Genomic DNA, 22,712 nt, shown 5'->3' with positions numbered 1-22,712 from the left:
ATTGGGGGTCGGATACATTACCGAAGGAATCATTGAATGCGTAAGATCATTATCTCCGGTCTGATTGCGACCGCCGCGCTTGGTCTCTCGGCTTGCTCGCAGGAAACTCAGGACAAGACCGGCGAAGCCGTCGACTCCATGGGCAACGACGTTGAAGCCAATGCCGACGCCGCTGGCAATGCCGTGGAAGCGGGCGTGAACGAAGCCGGCGATCAGCTGGATCAGGCCGGCAACGCTGTCGAAAACAGCGCCGACCACGCCGCTGCCGAAACGGATCAGGCTGCGCACGAAGCCGAAGCCGATGTGCAGAATGAGTCGACCGCCGAAGCCAAGGCCGACTGATTCATCCCCGACCGGCCGTCACTCGGCCGCTTGGACATTGGAGGGCGCGCCGGCATTGGCCGAGCGCGCCCTTTCCTTTTCCGCGCCGCCGCGCAGGACGCGGTAAGCGATCCAGAAGGCGATCGATCCGCCGATGAGGTTCGCGGCCAGCTCCGCCCCGAACACACCGCCCTGGCCGAAGGCCGCGCCCAGCGCCCAGGCGGCCGGCACCATCACCAGCAATACCCGGCCGACCGAAACCATCAGCGCACTGGACGCCTTGTCGATCGCGTTGAGCGCGCCGTTGGACACGATCAGCGCGCCGTAGAGGCCATATCCCCAGGCGGCGATAACGAGATAATGCGCCGCGGCATCCACCACCGGTGCGCTGTCCGAGAACAACCCGGCAAAGGTCCGCGCGAAGATCACCAGGATCGCGGCGATCGCAGTGCCATAGGCCACTGCGAAGCCCACCGCATAAAGCAGCGCCTTGCGCGCGCGGCCTTCCTGCTCTGCGCCCCAGTTCTGCCCGACGATCGCGCCGATCGAACCGGACAGCGCCAGCAAGGGCACCACGGCAAAGCTCTGCAGCCGCCCGGCCGCGCCATAGCCTGCCACCGCATCTTTGCCGTAGGTGGCGAGGAAGCCGGTGAGCACGGCAAGGCCGATGGGGTTGATGCTGTTCGATATTGCAGCGGGGCCGCCCACGCGCACCAGCGCGCGCACGCCCTCGCTCCAGCCTTCGGAAGAGAAACGCGACAGGCGCAGCTTCAGATCGCTGGTCTGCAGCAGGATGAAAGCGGTGATGCCCGCCAGGCCGAAGGCGATCACGCTGGCATAGGCCGCGCCCGCAATGCCATATCCGGGCAGCGGACCCCATCCGGCGATCAGCATGGGATCGAGCACCCAGTTGGCCGCGGCATTGACGAGCAGGATCGCCGAACTGCGCAGCGCCGCACCCTGGCCACGCAGCATGCCGTTCAGGCTCATCATCGCCATCACGAAGGGGAAGCCCAGCGCATAGGGCGTCATGTAAGCGCGGATCAGCGGGGCGAGATCCTCACCTGCATTCATCGCGCGGAACAGCGCCCCCTGGAAGAGATAGAGCAAGGCGGCAATTCCTAGCCCTGCGATGGCGGCGATGACGAAGCCCTGCAGCCCGCGCGTTTCGGCCAGATCATGCTCGCCCCGGCCCAGCGCGCGGCTCACCACCGAATTGATGCCCACGATCACGCCGACGCCGAGGCTCGATAGCGCGGTGATGATGGGAAAGATGAAGCTGATTGCGGCGAGCTGGTCTGCCCCTTCCTGTCCCACGAAATAGGCATCGATAATGCCGATCGACATCAGGGCGGCGACGCCGAAGACATTGGGCCAGGTCTGGTGAAACAGATGATAGCGGATCGATCCGCTCGTGAGTTTGCCCGTGCTCGCCATGCGAATGGCCATATGGGCGAGGGAGCGAGGCGGGGGAAGGGGGCCGCTCGATTATCCTTCCCCGCCAGCTCCGGACTTGCCGCCAAGGGGAGCTATAGGCGAAAAATCATTCCCAGCCCGCGGCGCGTGCGTCGTCGCTGGCTTTGGCTTCCACCCATTTGGCGCTGCCGTCGGCGAAATGCTGTTTCTTCCAGAAGGGGGCGTCCGTTTTCAGGCGGTCGATCAGGAAGGCGCAGGCGTCCAGCGCGGCGGCGCGGTGGTGGGCAGCCGCAGCGGCGAGGACGATGGGCGCGCCAGCCTCCAGCTTGCCGATGCGGTGTATCACGACGGCGCCGGTCAGATCGAACCGCTCGGACGCGGTTTCGGCGAGGCTGCGCAGCGCCTCCTCGGTCATGCCGGGATATTGTTCCAGCTCCAGCGCCACGACGCGGCGGTCCGGATAGGCGATGTCGCCGTCTGCGCGCACGACGCCGAGGAAGCTCGCCACCGCGCCTGCGCCGGTTTCCGCCAGCGCATCGAGTTCCGCGCCCTGATCGAAGCGCTCGGTTTGGACGGAGATGCGGATCATCCGCCGGTCACCGGAGGAAAGATGGCGAGTTCGGATGCGCCGTCCAGCGCCGCATCGGCCTTCACCATCTGCTGATCGAGCGCGAAACGCAGGCGGCTTTCATCGGCCAGCGCCGCGGCATGGCCGCCGCCTTTGCTGCGCAGCAATTCGACGAGTTCGGCGACCGTGGTGGCGCCTTCCGGTGCGGGTTCTTCGTCGCAGCCGATTTGCTCCCGCACCCAGGCGAAATAGACGAGCTTCATGCGCGCATCAGTCCATATGCTTGAGGCCGAGGCGCAGATAGTCCCAGCCGGTGACGAGGGTCAGGATCGCCGCAATCCAGAGGAGGATGAGGCCGGCAACGCCGATGAAGGTCCACATTGGCAGACCGCCCGCCAGGATGATCGCGCCGAAGGCGACGAGCTGCGCCGTCGTCTTCCATTTGGCGAGGCGCGAGACGGGCATGGACACCTGAATGCCTGACAGGAATTCGCGCAGTCCCGACACGATGATCTCGCGCAGCAAAATGATCAGCGCGGCGGCGACGTTGTACCCCTGAATATCGCGGGTGAAGACCAGCATCAGGATCACGGCGGCGATCATGATCTTGTCCGCGATCGGATCGAGAAACTGGCCGAGCCGCGACACCGCGCCGCTGGCGCGCGCCAGATAGCCGTCGAAATAATCGGTGATGCCCATCAGGCAGTAGAGCGCAAAAGCGATCAGATAATCGAGGCGGCGCGGCTCCAGCCCCAGCGGCTCGAAATCCGGCCACAACAGAAAGGCCAGGATCGGCACCGCCAATATGCGGGATAGCGTCAGAATATTGGGCAGCGATAACATGTTGCCGCCTCTGATAGCCGAGCCGTGCCCGCCCGTCACTTGCTTGTTGGCGCCGGGCATAGCGGGTCAGCCGATCCGGTCCTTGCCCATCCAGGCGCGTAAGGGCTCGGGGATGGCGATGCTGCCGTCCGCCTGTTGGTGCTGCTCCAGGATCGCCGGAAAAAGCCGGCTGGTGGCCAGGCCCGAACCGTTCAGCGTGTGGACGAAGCGCGTCTGCTTTTCGTCCTTGCCCCGCGTGCGGATACGTGCACGGCGGGCCTGATAATCCTTCGCCCAGCTGACCGAGCTGATTTCCTTGTAATCGTTGATCGAGGGGATCCACACCTCGACATCATAGGTGACGGCCATCGATGCGCTGACGTCTCCGGCCGCCAGCAGCACGGTGCGATAATGCAGGCCGAGTTGCTGCAGCAGGCTTTCCGCGCGGCCAAGCAGTTCGTCCAGGGCGGCATCGCCCTGGTCTTCATCGACGAACTGGAACATCTCCACCTTGTTGAACTGGTGCCCGCGCACCGTGCCGCGCTCGTCCGCGCGCGCACCGCCGCCTTCGCGCCGATAGCAGGGGGTGTAGGCGAATGCCTTGATGGGCAGCTTTTCGGCGGGAAGAATCTCGTCGCGGTAAATGTTAAGAAGCGCGGTCTCCGCGGTGGGCAGCAGGAAGCGTTCCTGCCCGCCTTCCTTTACCTGGATGTGGAAGACATCGTCCTTGAACTTGGGGAACTGCCCCGCGCCATAGCCGCTTTCGGGTAGCAGCAGATGCGGCGGCAGGAAGAAGGTGTAGCCGTCCTGGTGGTGGCTGCGGTTGAACCAGTCGAGCAGCGCCCATTCCATCGCCGCGCCGTCGCCGGTGTAGAGCCAGAAATTGCTGCCCGCCATCTTCACGCCGCGCTCGAAATCGACGAGGCCGTGCTTTTCGATCAGCTCCAGATGGCTGAGCGGCTTGTCACCCAGATCCGGCTTTTCCCCCCAGCTGCGGATGACGCGATTGGCTTCCTTGCCGCCCTCGGGCACGCGCGCATCGGGCAGATTGGGGAGGCCCGCCATCGCCTCCTCGAACCGCCCGCGCATTAGGCCCTGTTCGGTGGCAAGATCCGCCGCTTCCGCCTTCAGCGCGCTCGCCTTGGCGATACTTTCGGGATCCGGCTTGCCCTTTGTCTGGCCCATCGCCTTGGCGATCGCGTTGCGCTCCGCCTGCACGGCGTCGATGCGGCCGGTGAGCGCGCGCACTTCCTCGTCCAGCTTCAGGATCGGGGCAAGGTCGATGTCCGCCCCGCGCTTGGCCAGTGCGGCGCGCACGCCCTCGGGATCGTTGCGGAGCTGTTTGATGTCGAGCATGGCGGTTCGTCTTCTTGATCGATGTTGGGCGGATCGTGGTTTCGCCCGCCCGCATAAAGTGCGCTTGTGCGCCCGTCCAGCGCTTGCCAAGCGCAGGCCGCGTCGCCAAGGTCCGGCGCGATGGCGGCACAGCAGGTGATCGCGGCGGGGGGCGCCGAGGACAGGCAGCTGGAGGCAGCGCATGCAGCGCTGCTCCGGGACAATGCGATCCAGTTCGATCTGCCGCCCTATGTCCCGCCCGAGCCGCCCAGCTGGCTGGAGCCGCTGATCAAATTTCTGCAATGGATGGCACCGGCGGTGCCATATCTGTTCTACATCGGGCTGGCGCTGGTCGCGGCGCTCGTGATCTGGTGGATCGCCCGCGATCTGCTGGGCGTCGCAATTCGCTGGCCATGGCAGAAGAGCAAGGTGCCGGAAGAGGCAGGGGAGGCTTGGCGGCCCGAGGAGGCGACTGCGCGCCACCTTCTGAAAGAGGCCGAAGCGCTGGCCGCGGACGGACGCTATGAGGAGGCGGTCCATCTGCTCCTGCGCCGGTCTGTCGAGGATATCGCCGGCCGCCTGCCCGATTTTCTGATGCCGTCCTTTACCGCGCGCGACATCGCCGGGGCGCCGGGCCTGCCCGAACAGGCGCGCGAGCCGTTCGGCGCGATGGCCGGGATCACGGAGCGCGCGCTGTTCGCGCGGCGTCCGGTGGGCGCGGAAGGCTGGAAAGAGGCGCGCGACGCTTATGAACGCTTCGCCTTCTCCGGAAGCTGGAGATCGGCGTGAGCGAAAAAGCCGCCAACCCATTCGCGCGCAATATGGTGATTGCCGGCATCGCGATCAGCTTGATCGCGGGGCTGCTGGCGTTCGTGCTGAACAGCTACGCGCCGCAAAAGATGAGCGAGCAGGGCGTCACCGCCTCGCCCACATCGAATATGGCGGTGGGCTATTCGGGTTTCGTGCGGCTGCTGCGCGAGGCGGGTCCGGAAACGCGCGTCCTGACACGCAAGATGGATTTGCGGCAGAAGGGGCTGCTGATCGTCTTCGTCGATGCCAAGGATAATCCGGAAGCATTGCAAGAGATCGCTGAAATCCGCGCCGATGCGGAGGAGCCGGTGCTGTTCGTGCTGCCCAAATGGGCGGTGGCGCCGATGGGCCTGAGCCAGAAGAGGGTAGGTGCGGTGGGCACCTTCCCGCCGGACGCGCTGGACAGCCTGTTGGAGCCGATCGCGCCCGGTAAGATCACGGAGATGCAGGGCGGCGCGCGGACCGATCTGTTTGGTGTCACGGTGACACTGCCGGACAAACTGCATGTAGCGCGCGGCGATGCCGACACGGAAGACGGGCTACCGAAAGGCGCTGCGCGGGGCCTGATCGTACCGGGCAAGCATGAGCGCGATTATATGCTGACCGATCCGGACATGATGAACAATGCCGGGATCGACGATCTGGCGAATGCGCGCGCGATGTTCGCGCTGGTGGATCACCTGCGTTACACCGGCGATCCGGTGCTGATCGCGACGCCGCGCCTGTCTACCGCGGGTGCGCGCAATTTGGGCAAGCTTCTGTTTGATCCGCCATTCCTGCCGCTGACGCTGATCCTGCTGTTCGCCGGGGTGCTCGCGCTGATTCATGGGTTCAACCGCTTCGGCCCCGTCGCCCAGCGCGCCCGCGTGTTCGCGCTGGGCAAGCGCGCGCTGGTGGAAACGAGCGCGGACCTGCTGCGCCGCGCCGGGCGGATTGGCGGGCTCGGCCCGCGCTACGCCGCGATGATGCGCGCGCGTGCGGGCGAACGGCTCGGCGCGCCGCCCTCGCTCAGCTGCGATCGGCTGGCCGAATGGATCGACGCACGCACCGGCCGACGAGGCGAGGAACGCGCCTTCTCCACCCGCGCCGATGCGGTGGCGAATGCGCAGAACGAAGAGGAATTGCATGCGCGCGCAAGAGCGCTCGCCCACTGGATCGAAGGACAGAGATGATGGAAATTTCCGACGTAAAGGCGCTCGCCGAGAATATCCGCGCGGAGACCGCCAAGGCGATCACGGGCCAGAGCGACATGATCGATCTGATGCTGACGGCGCTGTTCGCGCGGGGGCACATCCTGCTCGAAGGGCCGCCGGGCACCGCCAAGACGCTCACCGCGCGCTGTTTCGCCGCCGCGCTAGGCTTGGATTATGGCCGTATCCAGTTCACGCCGGACCTGATGCCGGGGGATATCATCGGCTCCAACATCTACAATCTGCAGACCGGCACGTTCACGCAGACCAAGGGGCCGGTGTTCTGCGATCTGCTGCTGGCGGATGAGATCAACCGCACGCCGCCCAAGACGCAGGCCGCGTTGCTGGAGGCGATGCAGGAACGCTCGGTCACCTTCGACGGCGAGACGCACAGGCTGTCGGACCGCTTCACCGTGGTCGCGACGCAGAACCCGATCGAACACCAAGGGGTCTATCCGCTGCCCGAAGCGCAGCTCGACCGGTTCCTATTCAAGCATGTGCTGGCCTATCCGGATGCGGCGGAGGAGCGCGCGATCGTGCTCGCCCATGGCGGCGGGGCGACGTCCCAGGGGCCACAGGATTATGGCATCACCGCGCAGGCCGATGCCGCGAAGCTGGCCGAGGCGATGGAGACGGTGGAGCGGGTGACGCTGGTGGACGAAGTCGCCGATTATATCGTGCGGCTGGTGCGCGCGACGCGGGAAAGCCCGGACATCGGCATCGGCGCGTCCCCGCGTTCGGGCGCGATGCTGGCGCGCGGCGCGCGGGCGCGGGCGGTGCTGGAGGGGCGCGATTATGTGATCCCGGACGATGTGAAACGGCTCGCCGTTCCCGCGCTGCGCCACCGCGTCACGCTGTCGCCTACCGCGCAGATCGACGCGCGCGATATCGAGACGATCGTTGCCGATCTGGTCGAGGAAACCGAGGCGCCGCGATGATCTATCCCAGCGGCCGGGCGGTGGTCCTGGCCGGGGCGGGCGCGCTGCCGGCGTTGCTCGCCGCCTTTTTGGTGCCCGCCTGGTGGACGCTGGCCATCGTCTGGATCGGCGCGGTGATCGTGCTGATGCTGATCGATGCGCTGGCGGGCGCTGCCCTGCGCAGCGTGGAGGCAAGCGTCGGGGCGCCGCAGGCGGTGGGCGTGGGCGGCGAGGTGCCGGTGCGCATCGCGGTGAGCGGGCTTTCGGGGCCTGCCGAAGCGCGGCTCGGCCATGACGATCTGCTCGCCGAAATCGCCGGTTTCGCGCCGAAACTGCGGCTCGCCGGAACCGAGCAGGAGGGCGGCGTGATACATCGCCTCGTCGCCGCGCGGCGCGGGCTTTCCGCGCTCGGCCCCCTGTGGCTGCGCTGGCGCGGGCCGCTCGGCCTCGTATGGAAGCAGCGCGTGATCGATCCCGAGGTGAACGTCGCAATCCAGCCCGATCTGGCCCGCGTGCGCGAGGATGCGATGCAGCTCCTTCGCCGCGACGCCATGATCGGTGAGCGGATGGAGCCGCTGATCGGCCAGGGCCGCGAGTTCGAGGCGCTGACCGACTATCAGCGCGGCATGGAGCGGCGCATGATCGACTGGAAGCGCAGCGCGCGCCATTCGCGCCTGCTCGCCAAGGAATATCGCGCGGAAACCGCCAACAGCCTGGTCCTTGCCATCGACAGCGGGCGGCTGATGGGCGAGCCGGTGGCCGGTCTGCCGCGCATCGACCGCGCCGTGGCCGCCGCGCTGCTCACCGCCTTCGTCGCGCTGAAGGCCGGGGACGGTGTGCGCCTTTTTTCTTTCGATTCGCACCCGCATATCGCCAGCGGCGCGGTGCGCGGCACGCAAAGCTTCGCGCAGCTGCAGCGGCTGGCGGCGGACATCGACTATTCGACGCAAGAGACCAATTTCACGCTGGGCCTCACCAGTCTCGACGCGCGGCTGGACCGGCGGTCTCTGGTCGTGATCTTCACCGATTTCGTCGATCCGGCGAGCGCGGAGCTGATGCTGCGCACCGTAGGGCGGCTCACCGCCAAGCATGTCGTCCTCTTCCTCATCATGCGCGACGAGGAGCTGGAAAGCGTGGTCGATGCGGTGCCTCAGGAGAGCGAGGATGTGGCGCGCGCCGTCGTCGCGGGCACGCTGCTGCGCGAGCGCAAGCTGGTGATCGAACGCCTGCGGCTCACGGGCGCGGACGTTCTGGAAGCCGATTGGCGCGACATGGGCCCGCAGCTCGTGGGCCGCTATCTCGATATCGTGAAGGCGCAGCGGCTGTGAACATTTGTCTTAGAGCCCCCCGTCATTGCGAGGAGCCCGCAGGGCGACGCGGCAATCCAGGGCCGGATGGCGCTGCTGCCTCATCGACTGGTGCCGCAACGGCCCTGGATTGCTTCGTCGCTGCGCTCCTCGCAATGACGTCGTTGGCGGACGGGAGGGCCACTTTATGACCGCCACCATCCAGAGCGCCGCCGCCTTCCGCGCCGAGCGGGAGGCCGATTGGGAAGCGTTCGAGGAACTGCTGAACCGCGTCGAAAAGCGCGGCCCCCGCCGCCTGACCGAAGACGAGCTGTTGCAGCTGCCGCGCCTGTACCGCGCCACGCTCAGCTCTCTTTCGCTGGCGCGCGCCATCTCGCTCGATCAGGCGCTGATCGCGCATCTGGAGGCGCTGTCCCTGCGCGGTTACTACCGGCTCTACGGCAACCGTGCCGGGCTCGGCGGGCGCGTGGCGCGTTTCTTCCTCACCGACTGGCCCGCCGCGGTGCGCGCATTGTGGCGTGAGACTCTGGCGATGGCGCTGCTGATGCTCGTCGGCGCGATCATCGGCTGGGGCCTCGTCGCGAGCGATCCCAGCTGGTTCGCCGCCTTTGTGCCGCCCGATCTGGCAAGCGGACGCGGGCCGGAAATGCCGGCAGAGGAAATGCGCCGCATGCTGTTCGATGGCGGCGGCGGACAGATGCTCACCGGATTTGCCGTCATGCTGTTCGTCCACAACAGCCAGGTGGCGGTGCTGTGCTTTGCGCTGGGCTTCGCCTTCTGCCTGCCAACCTTGCTGCTGACGCTCTACCATGGCTGCATGATCGGCGCGTTCCTGCAGGTCTATGCCGCCAAGGGTCTGGGCGTGGAGATGGGCGGCTGGCTGTTTATCCACGGCACGACCGAGCTGTTCGCGATCGTCATCGCCGCGGCCGCGGGTGTGCGTATCGGCACCGCCGTCGCCTTTCCCGGCGATCGATCGCGGATCGATGCCGCCGCGCAGGCCGGGCGCAGCGCCGCCGCCGCGATGCTGGGCGTCGTCGTGATGTTGCTGTTCGCAGGGCTGCTCGAAGGGATCGGGCGGCAGACGATCACCATCACGCCCGTTCGCTATGCCATCGGCGGCTTCATGCTCGCCGGCTGGTGCAGCTACTTCTACCTCCTGCGCGTGCGAAGCCACCATCATGAAGGACAGGGCCATGAGGGACGGGGCGATGGCGCGTAAGCGGCGGCGCTCTTCCTCGGTCCGCAGGCGGCGCGATCTGGTGACGCCGGAGGGCGTGCCGCTTGGTGTCGTTATCGCGCCCGCCAGCGCGCGCCTGATCGCGCTGATCCTCGATTTCGCAATCATCGGGCTGGTGCTCGCGGCGCTTTTTGCGCTTCTGGCCCTGGCGGTTGGCACCTTCGGGGCCGGCGCAATGGAACCGGTGGTGATTGCCGTGGCGCTGGGGGGTTTTGCCTTCCGCATGGTCTATTTCATTGCGATGGAGGCGCGGCCGAAGGCTGCGACATGGGGCAAGCGCATCATGGGCATGCGCGTCGTCTCACGCGATGGTGGGCCGCTGTCGATCGATCAGGTGATCGCGCGGAACCTGATGCGCGAGGTGGAGGTGTTCCTGCCCTTCATGATCATCGCCAGCATGGCCGCCACGGGCGATGCAAATGGCTGGGCGGTGCTTGCCGCATTGCTCTGGGCGCTCGGCTTCTCCTTCTTCCTGAAACTCAACCGGGACAGGATGCGGATCGGCGATCTGCTGGCAGGCACCTGGGTGGTCGAACGGCCGAGGAAGAAGCGTGAGGCGGATTTGGCCGAAGAACGCGCGGTTCAATACGAATTCACCGAGGCCGCGCTTGATTCCTACGGCATCCACGAACTGCACAAGCTGGAAGACGTGCTGCGCATCGGCGATGAGCGCGCGGAACGGACGGTGGCGGACGCCATCGCGCGGCGCATCGGCTATGACGGACCCATGCCGGACGATCGGCAGTTCCTGACCGATTATTATCGCGGGCTTCGCGCGCATCTGGAGCGCGAGGTGCTGCTCGGCACGCGGCGGCAGGACAAGCATGACGTGTAAGCGCCGCAGAATGGGAAACGCGCACCGCGTTCGCCCGTTGGCAGCCCATAGAGTTTCACGAACGGAGAGTATCATATGACCGCCATCGCATTCATCGGCCTCGGCAATATGGGCGGAGGGATGGCCGCGAACCTCGCCAAGGCGGGGCATGAGGTGAAAGCCTTTGACCTGTCCGAAGAGGCGCTGACCAAGGCCAAGGCGGCGGGTTGTACGATCGCGGACAGCGCCGCGGAGGCGGTGGAAGGCGTCGCTGCGGTGGTCACCATGCTGCCCGCCGGCAAACATGTGCAGGCGGTCTATCAGGAAAGCGTATTCGCGCATGCCAAGGAAGGCACGCTGCTGATCGATTGTTCCACCATCGACGTGGAGACCGCGCGCGCGGTGGCGGAAGCGGCGGAGGGCAAGGGGCTGGTCGCCGTCGACGCGCCCGTATCCGGCGGCATCGCGGCGGCCGAGGGCGGCACGCTCACCTTCATGGTCGGCGGGTCGGACGAGGGCTTCGAACGCGCCGAAGCGATCCTGAAGGACATGGGCAAGGCGGTGATCCATGCCGGCACCAACGGTACCGGGCAGGCTGCCAAAATGTGCAACAACATGATCCTGGGCGCGACGATGGCCGCCACCTGCGAAGCCTTTGCGCTGGCTGAAAAGCTGAAGCTCGATCCGGCGAAATTCTACGACATCGCCTCGGTCAGCTCAGGGCAGAGCTGGTCGATGACCAGCTATTGCCCGGTCCCCGGCGTCGGCCCCAAAAGCCCGGCGGATAATGATTATGATGGCGGGTTTGCCGCAGGTCTCATGCTGAAGGATCTCCGCCTCGCCATGGAAGCGGCCGAGACGGCGAACGCCAAGGTGCCGATGGGCAGCAAGGCGCGAGAGCTTTACGAAGCGTTCGTGGACGATGGTCACGAACGGAAGGACTTTTCGGGCATCATCCGCACGCTGTAAGCAGAGCGCATAAGCAGCTTGGTTGCGCCGGGCGGGGTCAGCTCGCCTGGCGCAGTGGCACCGGCTGCGGTTCCATCCACTGGAGTTCGGGCAGCATCTCGAAGCCCGGCTTGGCCAGCAGATAGCCCTGGATCAGATCGATCCCCATGTCCCGCACGAAGCGATATTCGGCCTCGGTCTCGATCCCTTCCGCGATCACGGCGATCCCCATGCGCTTGCACAGCGCGACCATGCTTTCCACGATCATCTGGCGAGGCATGCTACGGTCGATGTTGCGGACCAGCTCCATATCCAGTTTGATCACATCGGTCTGGAACTCGCCGAGCAGGTTCAGTCCGGAATAGCCCGCGCCGAAATCGTCCATAGCGATGGTGAAGCCCATTTCCTTGTAGCTGTCGATGATCGATCGGACATGCGCGGTATCGCCCATCTTCTCGTTCTCGGTGAACTCGAACATCAGGCGGCTCGTCGGGAAGCTCCAGATTTCCGCGGTGCGGAGCGTCAGCTGAATGCAGGCCTTGGGCGAGTAGACGGCATTAGGCAGGAAGTTGATGGACAGCCGCGCATCGGTATCCAGGATGCCGGCTTTCACGGCGCGTTCGATTGCCACCACACGGCAGCGCTGATCGAAGCTGTAGCGATTTTCGGCCGAAACCTTTTCCAAAATGGACCAGGCCGATTGCGCCTGCGGCCCGCGCACTAGCGCCTCGAAAGCCCACGGGCGCCCCGTTTGCACATCGAAGATCGGCTGGAACGCCATGGAAATGTCGAAGTCCAGCGCAGCGCCGTCGCGGCAGCCTTGGCAGGCGGCGGGAGATTTTTGAATGCCCATGAGAGTGATCATAGAAAAAGAGGATCACCAAGCTCTTAACGCGCGTTCGGACTGGTCGTACGGTATTGTTCCGGGAACGAAAAAGGGCGGCACTTCGCGGCGCCGCCCTCTCTTTGTCAGTGTGACGAAATCAATCAGAAGCCGACGCGCACACCAGCCTTGAAGAAGCGGCCGAGAATGCCCGTGCCACCCTGAACCGGGTTGTACAGGTGGGCGCCGTAGGTGACGACGTCGATCGGCGGCAGGTTGTCGAACAGGTTCAGCACGTTCGCGGTGAACGTGAACTCGTCGGTCGCCTTGATGCGCAGGCCGAGGTCAACCGTCACATATTCCGGAACATTGTCGCCGGTGGGCGAATAACCGGGGTTCAGGCCGCCGTCTTTATATCCAGTGCCCTGGTCTACAGCCGACAGGTTGTAACCATCGAAATAGTTCACCGTCGCGTTCAGCTGAACATTGTCCACTTCAATGCTGTTCAGCCAGGTGCCGCGGAACTTGGGCGTGCCCGATCCGGCGGTCAGGTTGAAGTTACCCAGCGTGCCATCATAACGTTCCACCGTGCCATCCGGGAACTCGGTTTCGAGCCGCAGGATGTAGGTGGCGTCCAGATAGCTGCCGAAGCGGACGTTGCCGAACTCCCGGTTGAAGCTGATCGTGCCGTCGATACCCGAAGTGCGGATGGTGTTGGCGTTGATCAGCTGCGACTGCACGAAGGCTACGCGCGGCGTGGCATTCGGGAAGTTTACATCAGGCGCGTCGGGAATGACGTTGTAGCCTGCCGGGATTGCCTGGCCGTTGTAGTAAGCCAGAAGCGCCGGAGAGTTGCTCGGCTGCGTGATCGCTCCGGTTTTCTTGATATTGTAGTAATCGACCGTGAATGACAGATTGCGGATCGGTTCGAACACTACGCCGCCGGTGAACGAGCGCGACTTTTCCGGGTCCAGGTTCGGGCTGGCCAAGGTGGTCTGGCCGTAGGAACCGGAACGGATGTAGGTCGGGCAGTTCGCAAAGGTTGCGACCGAGCAGCCATATTGCGCCAGATACGCGTCGTTGAACAACGAAGCGTTGTTGGTCACGTAACCCGTCGTGGGCAGCGCGTTTGCTTCACCAAACGACGGAATGCGGAAGCCTTTGGAATAGGTTCCGCGGATCGCGAGCTGGCGGATCGGCGTGAACTTGAAGCCTGCCTTGGGCGAGAAATAATCCTGGCCCGAGGAATAGCTGTCGTAGCGACCCGCAAGTTGAACTTCCAGGATGTCCAGTACCGGTGCCTGAAGTTCGGCAAATGCCGCCTTGACGGTACGATCACCGGTTGTGCCGAATGCGTTGAGCGAGAAGTAACGCTGGGTAGGCCCAAAATTATCGGGGTTGCCGCTGGGCGCGTCTACCGCTTCGTAATAGATCGTTCCGCCAACACCCAGCTGAAGCGGGCCGCCAGGCAGTTCCGCCAAGCGGCTCGTGACAACCGCTTGCAGCTGATAGAGATCGGAGCTGGCATTCGTGATGTTGGTAGGACGCACGAAGTCGTTCTGCGCCTGCGTGTTTTGCGAAGGATTGACGAAATTGAACGTTCCCTGCGCGATCGCGGTAAGCAAATTGGCGATGTAAACATAGCCTTCTTGCCGACGCTGAAGATCGGTGTGCATGGCCGTCGCGCCGATATTGTACTGAATATCGGGCGTGATGTCGCCGCGCACCCCGATCGCAGCACGATAGACCCGGCTACGGGTCTGGTTGAACGTCGGCGAATCCAGATCGCGTCCGATCAGGCGAGCTACCTGACCCTGCGCAGCGAACGGGTTGTTCGGATTCAGGCGGCCATTGGTCGCATTACACCCAGTATTCCGACCACTGGCATCTCCAACGCCGCTGGCGCAGACATAGACCGGCAAGGTGAGCGCGAAGGAACCGGGCGCACGGATAGCGGAACTGTTCGCGGTGGAGAACTGCGGGAAATTGATGCCCGTAGGTGCGTTGCCGAAGAACACACCGGGGAAACCGGTGTAGCTGGACGTGCTTTGCTGAAAGTTCACCTCGCCATACGCTTCGCCCGTGTCACCGAATTTGAAGGTGGCACGGCCGGATCCGCCGAAGCGCTCGATTTCCGGCGTGATGATGCCGTATTGCTGCGTATAATCGACATTGCATACCTGCCGCGGCGCCGTGGCAGAGCTATTGAACTGCGCGTCGGTGAGCGTCGTGAACGTGCCGGCCGAACATGGGCCGAGATTGACATAACGCCCTTGGGCGGTGGTGTTCGTGGCATCGTAAGGACGAACCAGGAAGTTCGCTGCGGTCGACAGGCCAGAAAAAGTTCCATCCGTGTCGATGCCGTTCAGCGTGTTGTTCGGGCCGCCAAGCGCGCGCAGGTCGTCCGAATTGAAGGGGTAGGGACGGTCCGCATTGCGCAGGCTTTCGCTGCGATAGTAGAAACCGGACAGGTAGGCATTGAAGCCGTCATTGGCGAGATCGCCGTGACCGACCGTCACGCCGAGGCGGTAGACGCCGGCATCGCCGCGCTCCGAAATGCCGGCTTCTGCACGGCCGGCCAGGCCCTTGAATTCGCGCTTCGTGATAATGTTGACCACGCCAGCGATTGCGTCGGCACCATATGCCGCCGAAGCACCGTCGCGCAGCACTTCCACCCGATCAACGATATCATCAGGAATGGTGTTCAGATCGACAAAGTTGCGCGATCCGTCATCGGCCAACGGATAGTAGGCAGCGCGCAGGCCGTCGAACAGAACGAGCGTGCTGTTTGTCGATAGGCCGCGAAGCGAAACAGCAGAAGCGCCGCCTGCAAACGCGCCATTGGCGGTGAAGCTGTTGGTGAGCGCCGGGCCGTTGTTGGAGGCCAGCATCTGCAGGCCTTCCTGCACCGTGCTGATGCCGCGCTGATCCAGGTTCTCAACCGTGACCGTGGTGACGGGCGAGGGCGTTACAACATCGGTCTGACGCAAAATCGAGCCGGTCACGACGATCGTGTTCTGGTCGTCATTGGCGTCGGCTTCATCGTCCGCGCTGGTCGCAGTCGACTGGTTGTTGGAAGGCAACGTGGTTGCCTGGTTAGACTGAGCCAGCGCAGGGCTGGAAAGCAGTGCGAACGGCGCCGAGCCGAGCAGCAGTGCCGAGAGATAGCTATTTTTCACTTGGGTGGTCCTTTTCAAAAGGAGACGGGCAATCTCTATCGTTCCCCGTTTCCTTAACGCTTGCCCCCGCTCTTGCCCGAGCGTGTGCAACTTGCAGGTCTTGGAACCGAACCTTTTTGCCAGCAAAGCAATTTAGAAGAGTTTTTACGTTTCCAAGTGATCTGTGCTGTTTTTGTTACAGTTCACTGCGTGGAACTTAAGTGGTCTCGAAATAGTAACTGATATCTATTTAGAAAAAACTTGCCAATAAACAGACAAAGCCCAAAACCCTTAAATCGTTCGCTTTAGTAAAAAGGCAAATTGGAAAGTGAATCCCGCATTCCGCCCGGTCCAATATCAGGCCGCAAATGCTGCGAGTTTCTTGCGCGATGCTCGGGTCGCTCACATCCAGACGTCCGAATGGACCTGGTAAAATTGGCATAACCGTTTTTATATCGAGCCAGGAGGGGCGCTCGGATCGATTGAAGGGAAATCGGTTCTTTCGCAGCTACCGATCGAATTATTGAAAATGCAGCGCGGACAAATCGTCGATCGGCGCGGTTCGATCCCCTGGCGCGGAATTATTACTCCGGCACATTGTCCCGCAGTTCGCTCAGCCAAACACTGGCGCTGGCGTCGCTGGGGGCGCGCCAGTCTCCGCGGGGGCTTAGCGCGCCGCCGGCGCTGACTTTCGGGCCGTTGGGAAGGGCGGAGCGCTTATATTGGCTGAAGCCGTAGAAGCGCTTGCAGAACACCTCCAGCCAGCGGCGGATCGTGGCCAGATCATAGGCCATGCGCTTATCTGCCGGAAAGCCCATCGGCCAATATCCGTGTTCGGCGTCGTGCCAGGCGTGCCAGGCCAGGAAGGCGACCTTGCTCGGCTTCTGCCCGTAGCGCGCGATGTGATGGACGAAGAAATCGTGCAGGGCGTAGGGGCCGATCTGGTCCTCCGTGCTCTGGACCTTGCCGTCCTCGCCCGCAGGCACCAGCTCGGGGCTGATTTCGGCATTCAGAATCGCTTCGAGCACCTCTTCGGTCGCCTCGTCGAACTGGTCCGTGCGCGTGGTCCAGCGGATGAGATACTGGATCAGCGTCTTGGGCACGCCGGTGTTCACGGCATAATGGCTCATCTGATCGCCCACGCCATAGGTGCACCAGCCCAGCGCCATCTCGCTAAGGTCCCCGGTGCCGATCACGAAGCCCTGCCGCTGCCCGGCCAGGCGGAAGAGATAATCGGTGCGAAGGCCCGCCTGCACATTTTCGAAGGTGACGTCGTAAACCGGCTCGCCCTCGCTGAAGGGGTGGCCCATATCTTCGAGCATCCGCGTTGCGGCAGGGCGGATGTCGATTTCCTCCGCCTTCACACCCAGCGCGTCCATCAGCTTCCAGGCATTGCCCTTGCTCTCCTCCCCGGTGGCGAAGCCGGGCATGGTGAAGGCAAGGATGGTGCTGCGCGGCAGCTTCAGTTTGTCGCACATCTTGGCCGCAACAATCAGCGCATGGGTGCTGTCGAGCCCGCCGGACACGCCGATGATGAGGTGCTTGGCGCCCGTTGCCTCGAACCGGCGGCGCAGGCCCTCCACCTGAATGCTGAACGCTTCATAGCAGTCCTGATCGAGATGCTCGGGCCGGTTCGGCACGAAGGGGAAGCGGCGGATGGGGCGGATGAGGCCGCGATCGACGAAATGCGGCTCATGGGCGAAGCGCACGCGGCGGAAGCGCTGGACGGCGGCGGCGTTATGATCGGCGGCATCGCCGTATGTTTGCATGCGCGCACGCTCGTTCAGGATGCGCTGCGTATCGACATCGGTGACGCACAGTTCCGGCTCCAGATCGAAGCGGGTGGACTGGGTGAGCAGATCGCCCAGTTCATAGACCATGCCCTGGCCGTCCCAGGCGAGATCGGTGGTGCTCTCGCCCGGCCCGGATGCGCTGTAGGCATAAGCGGCGACGGCGCGGGCGCTCTGTGCGCGGGCGAGAAGATGCCGCTCGTCCGCCTTGCCGATGGTGATATTGCTGGCGGAAAGGTTGGTAAGGATGGTTGCGCCCGCCAGCGCGGCATGGCTGCTTGGCGGGATGGGCGCCCAGTAATCCTCGCAGATCTCGATGTGGAAGGAGAAGCCGGTCAGATCCTCCGCCTCGAAGATCAGATCGCTGCCGAAGGGAACGGTCTGGCCCGCCAGCAGCATCGCCTCGTTCGCGACATCCCGGCCGGCGGAAAACCAGCGCTTTTCGTAATATTCGCGGTAATTGGGTAGGAAGCTCTTGGGGATGACGCCGAGAATGCGGCCCCGCGCAATCGCGATCGCGCAATTATAGACGCGGCCACGAAAGCGCAGCGGCGCGCCGATGAGAAGGACCGGGCAGAGGCTTGCGCTCGCGTCGGCCAGATCGGCCACCGCGTCCTCCACCGCATCGAGCAGCGCGCCCTGCAGATGCAGATCGTCGATCGCATAGCTGGAGAGGCAAAGCTCCGGATAGACCACCAGATCGCAGGCGGCGGCATCGGCGCGCTTCGCTTCGGACAGGATCGCATCGCGGTTGAACGCCACATCGGCGGGGCGAACCGCGGGGGTGGCGGTGGCCACGCGCACGAAGCCGTGCGTGTGGAGCGAATAGAAACGGTCCGCGGTCATGGCAAGACTTTAGGCGAGGGCGGGGGTAAAAGGCCAGCGCTGCGTTCCGCGTGATCGCCGGCCTTTCAGTTGCATGAGACCTTAGCGATGGTGCCGGTGATCGTCCGCCGCGCAGGCGTTGCAAGCGCAGGAGCAATCATGCGCAGCTCCGACATAATCATAGCCATAATAGCCATCGCTTATACGGCCAACATAACGCTGATCGTCATAGCGCTGTTCATAACGCCGACTGTCGTAACGCGCATCATAGCCGCGATCGTAATAGCCCTGATTATAGTAGCCGCCATCATATCCGTTTTGGCCATAGCCGTAGGAATAACCATAGCCGCCCGGCGCGGTGCCATAACTGTACGCGCCCGGCGCATAACCATAGGCGTAGCCGGGCTGGCCGTAATAGCCGCCATAGGCCGCGCCCTGCGGGTAATAGTAATAATAGCTGCCCCGGCGCTGACCCTGATAGCCGAAATAGCTGTTGCAGGCTTCCAGCGGATAATAGGCGCCGTTGTACCAGCAGAGATAGGTCAGGTTCTGGCTGGTCGTATAACCGGGGCCGCCGAACCAGCCGACGAAGCCGCCCCCGAACCCGCCGCCAAAACCGCCACCCCAACCGCCGCCGCGATAGATGGTGCGTCCGCCGCGAACATGCCCGCCGCCGCGATAACCGCCGCGGAAATGACCGCCGCCCTTGTAACCGCCACGATATCCACCGCGGAAGCCGCCGCGCGATCCGCCACGATAATGTCCGCCGCCCTTGCCGCCATGCGCGGTCGGCGCGAGCGTTTCGCCAAGTTTGGGCGCATCGGGGGCAACGGGGGGAGCCAGATCGGCCGCCAGCGCGGGCGTCGCAATTACCGCGGACGCCGCGACGACGCCGGTAACCGCCATGAATTTCAAGAAAATGCGCATGCCCCTTCTCCGTCGCGACCCGCGCGGCAGGACCCGTCCCCGCCGTTAGCGACTCCGCTTCGGGGTATGGCTTAGCACAGAATTAACCATTTGGCGCATGCGCGAATGGGCCCCGCGCTGGCTGTCCCGCGCCTGGACTGTGTGCGGGTGTGGGTGTCCATCGCAATGAAATGCGCGATCGGGCGAGCTGGGTTGCTGTTGCGGGCATTGTGATCGCTGCGCACCGCCGCACCTCTGGCTGAACGGTACCGGATGCCCGCAATGCATTGTCAGGCTTGGCAAAACGGATTGTTCTTAATTCCGATTTAACCCTGATCCGCGACTGTGACCCTCGCCCCGTTTGCGGGCACGATTTTTTTTTGGGGGCGCTGCATTGAGCCAATCGAGCATCTGGGACCGGGCCCTTGCCCATATCAGTAACGGCGTGGTCGTGCTCGATGAGGAACAAGTGGTGCTCCTGATCAGCCCACAGACGCTGGCCATGTTCCACTGCGAGCCGGGAACCATTGTGCCCGGTGACGGTCTGCACAAGCTTTTGACCTGTATCGGCAAGAATGTGGGATGGTCGCCCGAGCGAATAGAGAATATTTTCCAGAACCATAAGGCCTGGAAAGCGTCGGGCGAAGAAAAGGAAATCTTCCATCATTATGATGATGGGACTGTCTTGAAAATCTGCTTCTTTCCGAAAGAGGGCGAAGGGGCTGTCCTGACCTATGACGATGTCACGATGGAGCATCGCCTGGCTGCGCTGGCGGAGCAGCGTGCGGCCGAGGCGGATATCTTCCACCGCGAAGTCCAGTCTACCATCTCCTCTGTTGCCGGTGCGACGGAAGAGACAGGCCGCCGACATGCCGATGGTCTGAAGGCGGCGCGCGAGGCGTCCGCGCGTATGACCGAGTTTTCCGCCGCCACGGAACAGTCCGCGCTTGCAATGGCGGATGCGGCAGAGACCAACGGTCAGATCGGACTCGTCTTCGAAAAGTTGCTGGACGATCTGGACGGCGTGACGGCGCAGGTGGGCGTGGCGGTCGACAGTGCCGAGAGCGGTAAGCATATTTCCCAGCAACTGGTCACCCATGTCGGCAGCGCGAGCGATGTGCTTGGCCGGATCCGGTCGCTTGCTGCGCAAAGCCGCCTCCTGTCGCTTAACGCCCGGATCGAGGCAGCGCGGGCCGGAGATGCCGGCAGGGGCTTTGCCGTGGTCGCCGAAGAAGTGAAATCCCTGGCCGAGCAGATTGCCGGCGCGGCAGTGCAGACGGAAAGCGATCTTGCGGGGATCCGTAAGCTCGCCGCTCAGTCCTCCAGCGCGAACAGCCAGATCGAATCCTCGATCGTCGGCATCAATGATCTCTCGCAAGCGGTGCGGGCCAAGACCGGGCAGCAGCAGCGGAAAGTCACCGCCGTAGCCTGCACGATCGACGAAACTGCGATGGCGGCGGCATCCATGCGCGATAGCATCACTGCGGTGAGCGAGGATATCAACACCCTCCTCACCACCTTGGACGAGACCGAGCAGCGTTTCCGCAACATGGATGAGGGGATGGCGGTTCTGGTGGATGGCGCGGATCGTTTCCGGTCCGCCCATCTGTATGAGGATCAGCGCACCGCCTGACTTGCCCTGCCTCCTCCCTGGGAGGGGGGGGAAGCGTGTCATCCGACTGGGCCGGTGTGTTGCAATCGGTGCATGATTTTCTGGAAAAGAGAGGGCAATGGCGAACGGCGGCGCCCATCCGACCAAGGGAGACGGGGACGCCGCAAGTCCTGAACAATCATCTATGATCGCGATCGTTCAGGCAGCGACGACGTGCCGGCCGGAGATGAATTTTGGGCATTGCCGCATCCACTATCTGGCTGGGTCTGGCCGCACCTGCCATCGCCGCGCAGGCCACGGAAGGCGCCGCCCCCTCGCTGCTGCCCATCACGGCCACCGCTACGGCGCCGGACCTTCGCGATGCCGCGCCGCGCGCCGGGCAGGATTTGCCGCAGCTGGCCGGAGAACCGGAGGTAAGCGAGGATATCGCGCCCTCGGCCCCCGTCACGGCGCCTGAATCAGCTGCCGCTGAAACATCGGCTGCCGAACCGGCGCGCCTGAAGCTGACAGTCGGCATTCGCGCGCGGCTCGACGTGCGGTTCGACGATGCCCGGCCAGCGGGCGATCCCTACACCTCCACGCACCTTTCGTTCGATACGCTGATCCTGACGCTGAACTATGATTCGCCGACTTTATTCGGCGCTGCCGAATATCGCTTTTACGGCGGTAATTTCATCTACAGCCGCGCCAACGGCTATGACGGATATCTGGGCGAGGTGAGCTTTCCCTCCTTTGCCTATGCCGGGGTAAAGCTGACGCCGCAGGACAAGGTGACCGTAGGCTTCCAGTCCGTGCCGTTCGACGAGCGTTATTGGGGCTCCTCATGGTACAACACCCTGGGCTTCGTTTACGGGCTGGAGGAAGTCTACAATGTCGGCATCAGCGCCAGCCATTCCGACGGGCCGCTCGATCTGACGGCGGGATATTTCCCGACCACGGGGCCAGCAGGTTTCGGCATCAGCCGGGATTCGGCGCGCTACAGCGTTAATATCGTGCGTGCGGACCCGTATGTGCCCGATGCAACCGACAATACCGAGCGGGATATGTTCGTGGGCCGCATCCGCTATCGCCTCGCCACTTCGTCGGAAGGCGCGCTGACGCTAGCGGGCTCCGCCTGGGCCTCGCGCGTGCGCAATTACGATACGGATTGCGAGGGATCGCGCCGCGCCTATGCGATCAGCCTGCGCGATACGCGCCGCCCGCTCCAGTTGCGGCTGCTGGCCGCACGGCAGGCGATCAACCCGCGCAACCCCGGCCGCGACGATCTGATCGCGGTGGGTGATTATGATTCCTCCTACAACATTGCCGCGCGCGGCACGATGCTGTTAGGGGAAGTCGGCCGCAACGTCGACACCGGGGCTTTCCCGTTCACCGTCAATCTGTACGGCAGCTACACCCACATGCTGAAAGACGACGCCGGGTTCGCCGATACCCAGCGGATCAACCTGGGCGCCTATTGGAACGACAAGGCCAGCCAGCGGATCAAAATCTGGTCCGAATTCCTGATCGGCCGCAACGATCCCTATGTCGGCGCCGGCCAATTCGTCTCCGGCGCCGCGCAAGGCGGCGACGACCGCTGGAAGACGTCGTTCCTGATCATGGCTGGCTATTTCTTCTAAGGGGGGGGGGGGGGGGGGGGATTGTTGTGGATCAGCCCCTAATAACGCGCTTGGCAAATTCCGCTCTCGCGTGATCGAAGAGAACGAGGTGCCGGTATGGCATCAATGTCAAAGAGCGTTTCACGAGTGCGAAAATGTCCCACAAGCCACCGATCATCGCCCCGCCGGGCGAAATATTGCCCCCCAGCCCTTCATAGCAGAAGCCGTCATGATGCACGCCGATCCGGCGGAAGATGCGCTTGCGTGCCACGCGGTTGGACTTGAATCCTTCCGCATAGGCATAGCCATCCC

Annotated in this window: 20 protein-coding genes; 10 read left to right on the top strand and 10 right to left on the bottom strand. The window is 63.8% G+C overall.

Translation table 11 applies throughout. From position 1 onward, the window contains the following. Positions 1–36: 36 nt before the first annotated feature. Positions 37–342 (top strand): hypothetical protein, encoded by a 306-nt coding sequence (locus I6A82_RS00100; protein ID WP_198093221.1) that lies wholly within the window; start codon positions 37–39, stop codon positions 340–342. A gap of 18 nt (positions 343–360) precedes the next feature. Here I6A82_RS00100 and I6A82_RS00095 read toward each other — a convergent pair whose 3' ends face one another. From I6A82_RS00095 to serS, 5 genes are all read right to left on the bottom strand, one after another. Then, the gene (locus tag I6A82_RS00095; RefSeq protein WP_198093220.1) at positions 361–1,758 is read right to left on the bottom strand and encodes an MATE family efflux transporter; all 1,398 of its coding nucleotides are present in this window, start codon (positions 1,756–1,758) and stop codon (positions 361–363) included. A gap of 106 nt (positions 1,759–1,864) precedes the next feature. Beyond that, the gene (locus I6A82_RS00090; RefSeq protein ID WP_198093219.1) at positions 1,865–2,326 is read right to left on the bottom strand and encodes a molybdenum cofactor biosynthesis protein MoaE; all 462 of its coding nucleotides are present in this window, start codon (positions 2,324–2,326) and stop codon (positions 1,865–1,867) included. After that, positions 2,323–2,568 (bottom strand): molybdopterin converting factor subunit 1, encoded by a 246-nt coding sequence (moaD, locus tag I6A82_RS00085; RefSeq protein WP_198093218.1) that lies wholly within the window; start codon positions 2,566–2,568, stop codon positions 2,323–2,325. Before moaD ends, I6A82_RS00090 begins: the two co-directional genes overlap by 4 nt. 7 nt (positions 2,569–2,575) lie before the next feature. After that, the gene (gene pgsA / locus I6A82_RS00080) at positions 2,576–3,148 is read right to left on the bottom strand and encodes a CDP-diacylglycerol--glycerol-3-phosphate 3-phosphatidyltransferase (protein ID WP_187334464.1); all 573 of its coding nucleotides are present in this window, start codon (positions 3,146–3,148) and stop codon (positions 2,576–2,578) included. A 66-nt stretch (positions 3,149–3,214) separates the two neighbouring features. Further along, positions 3,215–4,483: a serine--tRNA ligase gene (serS, locus tag I6A82_RS00075; RefSeq protein ID WP_198093217.1), complete on the bottom strand. Its 1,269-nt coding sequence runs from the start codon at positions 4,481–4,483 to the stop codon at positions 3,215–3,217. A 120-nt stretch (positions 4,484–4,603) separates the two neighbouring features. Between serS and I6A82_RS00070 the strand changes: the two genes are divergently transcribed. From I6A82_RS00070 to mmsB, 7 genes are all read left to right on the top strand, one after another. Next, positions 4,604–5,251, top strand: coding sequence for a hypothetical protein (locus I6A82_RS00070; RefSeq protein WP_198093216.1), 648 nt, complete (start codon positions 4,604–4,606; stop codon positions 5,249–5,251). Next, positions 5,248–6,444, top strand: coding sequence for a DUF4350 domain-containing protein (locus I6A82_RS00065; protein ID WP_198093215.1), 1,197 nt, complete (start codon positions 5,248–5,250; stop codon positions 6,442–6,444). Before I6A82_RS00070 ends, I6A82_RS00065 begins: the two co-directional genes overlap by 4 nt. Next, entirely contained in the window at positions 6,444–7,400 is a 957-nt protein-coding gene (locus I6A82_RS00060) for an AAA family ATPase (protein ID WP_198095414.1), read from the top strand. The genes I6A82_RS00065 and I6A82_RS00060 overlap by 1 nt, the downstream gene beginning before the upstream one ends. Then, positions 7,397–8,707 carry a DUF58 domain-containing protein gene (locus I6A82_RS00055; protein ID WP_198093214.1) on the top strand — a complete coding sequence of 437 codons (1,311 nt, stop codon included), beginning with the start codon at positions 7,397–7,399 and terminating at the stop codon, positions 8,705–8,707. The genes I6A82_RS00060 and I6A82_RS00055 overlap by 4 nt, the downstream gene beginning before the upstream one ends. Before the next feature lie 166 nt (positions 8,708–8,873). Continuing rightward, positions 8,874–9,908, top strand: coding sequence for a stage II sporulation protein M (locus I6A82_RS00050; RefSeq protein WP_198093213.1), 1,035 nt, complete (start codon positions 8,874–8,876; stop codon positions 9,906–9,908). Next, on the top strand, positions 9,883–10,761 hold the full coding sequence (locus I6A82_RS00045) for an RDD family protein (RefSeq protein ID WP_232343172.1): 879 nt from the start codon (positions 9,883–9,885) through the stop codon (positions 10,759–10,761). Before I6A82_RS00050 ends, I6A82_RS00045 begins: the two co-directional genes overlap by 26 nt. A gap of 75 nt (positions 10,762–10,836) precedes the next feature. Further along, positions 10,837–11,709 (top strand): 3-hydroxyisobutyrate dehydrogenase, encoded by an 873-nt coding sequence (mmsB, locus tag I6A82_RS00040; RefSeq protein ID WP_198093212.1) that lies wholly within the window; start codon positions 10,837–10,839, stop codon positions 11,707–11,709. Between the two features lie 37 nt (positions 11,710–11,746). Here the strand turns inward: mmsB and I6A82_RS00035 are convergent, their stop codons facing one another. From I6A82_RS00035 to I6A82_RS00020, 4 genes are all read right to left on the bottom strand, one after another. Continuing rightward, a complete protein-coding gene (locus I6A82_RS00035; protein ID WP_442945032.1) occupies positions 11,747–12,541 on the bottom strand; it encodes an EAL domain-containing protein in 795 nt (264 codons plus the stop codon). A 134-nt stretch (positions 12,542–12,675) separates the two neighbouring features. Continuing rightward, positions 12,676–15,690, bottom strand: a complete 3,015-nt coding sequence (locus I6A82_RS00030; RefSeq protein ID WP_198095411.1) for a TonB-dependent receptor domain-containing protein — start codon at positions 15,688–15,690, stop codon at positions 12,676–12,678. A gap of 563 nt (positions 15,691–16,253) precedes the next feature. After that, entirely contained in the window at positions 16,254–18,305 is a 2,052-nt protein-coding gene (locus tag I6A82_RS00025) for an NAD(+) synthase (RefSeq protein WP_198093211.1), read from the bottom strand. Between the two features lie 81 nt (positions 18,306–18,386). After that, the gene (locus tag I6A82_RS00020; protein ID WP_198093210.1) at positions 18,387–19,211 is read right to left on the bottom strand and encodes a hypothetical protein; all 825 of its coding nucleotides are present in this window, start codon (positions 19,209–19,211) and stop codon (positions 18,387–18,389) included. 373 nt (positions 19,212–19,584) lie between these two features. Between I6A82_RS00020 and I6A82_RS00015 the strand changes: the two genes are divergently transcribed. Next, entirely contained in the window at positions 19,585–20,823 is a 1,239-nt protein-coding gene (locus I6A82_RS00015) for a methyl-accepting chemotaxis protein (protein ID WP_198093209.1), read from the top strand. Positions 20,824–21,035: 212 nt separating this feature from the next. Then, positions 21,036–22,421, top strand: a complete 1,386-nt coding sequence (locus I6A82_RS00010; RefSeq protein ID WP_232343170.1) for a hypothetical protein — start codon at positions 21,036–21,038, stop codon at positions 22,419–22,421. 31 nt (positions 22,422–22,452) lie between these two features. On the opposite strand, the gene I6A82_RS00005 is transcribed toward I6A82_RS00010, so the two are convergent. After that, positions 22,453–22,712, bottom strand: a 260-nt coding sequence (locus I6A82_RS00005; RefSeq protein WP_232343169.1) for a hypothetical protein, incomplete at its 5' end; no start/stop codon positions are given.

Source organism: Novosphingopyxis sp. YJ-S2-01, assembly GCF_016093175.1.
In the GTDB taxonomy this organism is placed as follows: domain Bacteria; phylum Pseudomonadota; class Alphaproteobacteria; order Sphingomonadales; family Sphingomonadaceae; genus Novosphingopyxis; species Novosphingopyxis iocasae.
The sequence above is the reverse complement of the archived record's forward strand: the minus strand, read 5'-3'. Positions and strand labels throughout refer to the sequence as shown.

What these genes read in the sequence shown, in the direction of transcription:
- I6A82_RS00025 (WP_198093211.1), bottom strand. Translation starts at nt 18,305, where the DNA reads ATGACCGCGGACCGTTTCTATTCGCTCCACACGCACGGCTTCGTGCGC.
- I6A82_RS00095 (WP_198093220.1), bottom strand. Translation starts at nt 1,758, where the DNA reads ATGGCGAGCACGGGCAAACTCACGAGCGGATCGATCCGCTATCATCTG.
- moaD (WP_198093218.1), bottom strand. Translation starts at nt 2,568, where the DNA reads ATGAAGCTCGTCTATTTCGCCTGGGTGCGGGAGCAAATCGGCTGCGAC.
- I6A82_RS00055 (WP_198093214.1), top strand. Translation starts at nt 7,397, where the DNA reads ATGATCTATCCCAGCGGCCGGGCGGTGGTCCTGGCCGGGGCGGGCGCG.
- mmsB (WP_198093212.1), top strand. Translation starts at nt 10,837, where the DNA reads ATGACCGCCATCGCATTCATCGGCCTCGGCAATATGGGCGGAGGGATG.
- I6A82_RS00100 (WP_198093221.1), top strand. Translation starts at nt 37, where the DNA reads ATGCGTAAGATCATTATCTCCGGTCTGATTGCGACCGCCGCGCTTGGT.
- I6A82_RS00050 (WP_198093213.1), top strand. Translation starts at nt 8,874, where the DNA reads ATGACCGCCACCATCCAGAGCGCCGCCGCCTTCCGCGCCGAGCGGGAG.
- I6A82_RS00070 (WP_198093216.1), top strand. Translation starts at nt 4,604, where the DNA reads ATGGCGGCACAGCAGGTGATCGCGGCGGGGGGCGCCGAGGACAGGCAG.
- I6A82_RS00090 (WP_198093219.1), bottom strand. Translation starts at nt 2,326, where the DNA reads ATGATCCGCATCTCCGTCCAAACCGAGCGCTTCGATCAGGGCGCGGAA.
- I6A82_RS00020 (WP_198093210.1), bottom strand. Translation starts at nt 19,211, where the DNA reads ATGCGCATTTTCTTGAAATTCATGGCGGTTACCGGCGTCGTCGCGGCG.
- pgsA (WP_187334464.1), bottom strand. Translation starts at nt 3,148, where the DNA reads ATGTTATCGCTGCCCAATATTCTGACGCTATCCCGCATATTGGCGGTG.
- serS (WP_198093217.1), bottom strand. Translation starts at nt 4,483, where the DNA reads ATGCTCGACATCAAACAGCTCCGCAACGATCCCGAGGGCGTGCGCGCC.
- I6A82_RS00035 (WP_442945032.1), bottom strand. Translation starts at nt 12,541, where the DNA reads ATGGGCATTCAAAAATCTCCCGCCGCCTGCCAAGGCTGCCGCGACGGC.
- I6A82_RS00045 (WP_232343172.1), top strand. Translation starts at nt 9,883, where the DNA reads ATGAGGGACGGGGCGATGGCGCGTAAGCGGCGGCGCTCTTCCTCGGTC.
- I6A82_RS00060 (WP_198095414.1), top strand. Translation starts at nt 6,444, where the DNA reads ATGGAAATTTCCGACGTAAAGGCGCTCGCCGAGAATATCCGCGCGGAG.